Raw genomic sequence first — 1,169 nt, 5'->3', positions numbered from 1 at the left:
GTTCCTCCACCGTGGGCACCGGCGGCTCGTCGGCCGGTTCGGGCAGCGGCTCCTCCTCGACGCTGGGCACCGGCGGCTCGTCGGCCGGCAAGGGCACGAGCGGCTCGTCGGTCGGCACCGGCGGCTCTTCGGCGGGGATGTCCGATGGAGCGGGCAAGTCGGGCAGCGCGCCCGGCCACGACAAGAGCGGTCCCGGCAACTCCGAGAACGCCCCCGGCCACAACAAGCGCTGAGCCCGCGACGGGTTCGAGCATCGGGCGCGGTCCCTCCGGACCGCGCCCACCCTGTCTTCGAGGAGACCGGACCATGGTTCGCCTGTTCAGGCCGCTTATCGGCGGCGCCCTCGTCCTCGCCGGCGTCGCCGCAAGCCACGCCCAGACCAGCACCGTCACGACGGGCCCGAACGGCGTCTCGGGCAGCACGACGGTCAAGACCGGCCCGGACGGCAGGCCGTGCAAGGTCGTGCATTCCGACGACGCGAAGAACTCCGGCACGCTCTCGAGCTCGGTCACGGCCGGCCCCGGCGGCGTGAGCAGCTCGACCACGGGTGGTCCCTCGGTGACCACGCGGTCCGGGAACGGATCGACCAGCAGCTCGGCCGCCAGTTCAAGCTCCGGCGGCGGCACCGTGACGACCACCGGCGACGGCGACTGCGTCGTCACCGTTCCCAAGGGCTCAAAGTGAGGCTGACATGATGGCAAGGTTCATTGTTCCCGTCGCCGCCCTCGGGCTGCTGGTCATCCCGGCGGTCGCGCAGGCCCAGGCCGGGGGGAGCGCCACCGCGGGCAGCGCCGGCTCGGCCGCGGCCGGGGGGACATCCGCCTCGACCGTCGGGACCGGGGGCACCTCCACCGGCGCGAACGGATCGACCGGCTCGTCGCTGGCGACCGGCGGTAGCGCGGCCGGGGGCAAGACGATGGACCGCTCGCACGTCAACGAGACCGGCAATGGCGGGCTCAACGGACAGTCGAAGGCGATGGCCCACGACGGCGGCACCTTCTCGAAGTCGCACACGAAGACGAAGGTTCGGGACGGCGAGAGCGTCGAGTCCCGTACGAAGACCATGTCGCACGAACCCGGCTCGAAGCCGGTCAAATCGACCACCACGACGGGCTCGACGACCGGTCAATGAAGCTCGCGAAGCCCGCGCGGGGGATGTGTCACGGCGG

General features: G+C 72.1%; 2 protein-coding genes and 1 pseudogene. All 3 read left to right on the top strand.

Features of this window, described 5'->3' with window-relative positions; all coding sequences use genetic code 11:
• A pseudogene (locus AX737_RS10175) lies at window positions 1-233 on the top strand (hypothetical protein); the annotation flags it as partial.
• Between the two features lie 73 nt (window positions 234-306).
• On the top strand, window positions 307-684 hold the full coding sequence (locus AX737_RS10170; RefSeq protein ID WP_066921030.1) for a glycosyl hydrolase: 378 nt from the start codon (window positions 307-309) through the stop codon (window positions 682-684).
• A gap of 7 nt (window positions 685-691) precedes the next feature.
• Window positions 692-1,132 carry a hypothetical protein gene (locus AX737_RS10165; RefSeq protein WP_066921028.1) on the top strand — a complete coding sequence of 147 codons (441 nt, stop codon included), beginning with the start codon at window positions 692-694 and terminating at the stop codon, window positions 1,130-1,132.
• The last annotated feature ends 37 nt before the right edge of the window (window positions 1,133-1,169 follow it).

Source organism: Methylobacterium sp. CCH5-D2 (assembly GCF_001556475.1).
Classification (GTDB): Bacteria; Pseudomonadota; Alphaproteobacteria; order Rhizobiales; family Beijerinckiaceae; genus Methylobacterium; species Methylobacterium hispanicum.
This window is presented reverse-complemented; position numbering and strand designations above follow the sequence as displayed.

What these genes read in the sequence shown, in the direction of transcription:
- AX737_RS10165 (WP_066921028.1), top strand. Translation starts at nt 692, where the DNA reads ATGATGGCAAGGTTCATTGTTCCCGTCGCCGCCCTCGGGCTGCTGGTC.
- AX737_RS10170 (WP_066921030.1), top strand. Translation starts at nt 307, where the DNA reads ATGGTTCGCCTGTTCAGGCCGCTTATCGGCGGCGCCCTCGTCCTCGCC.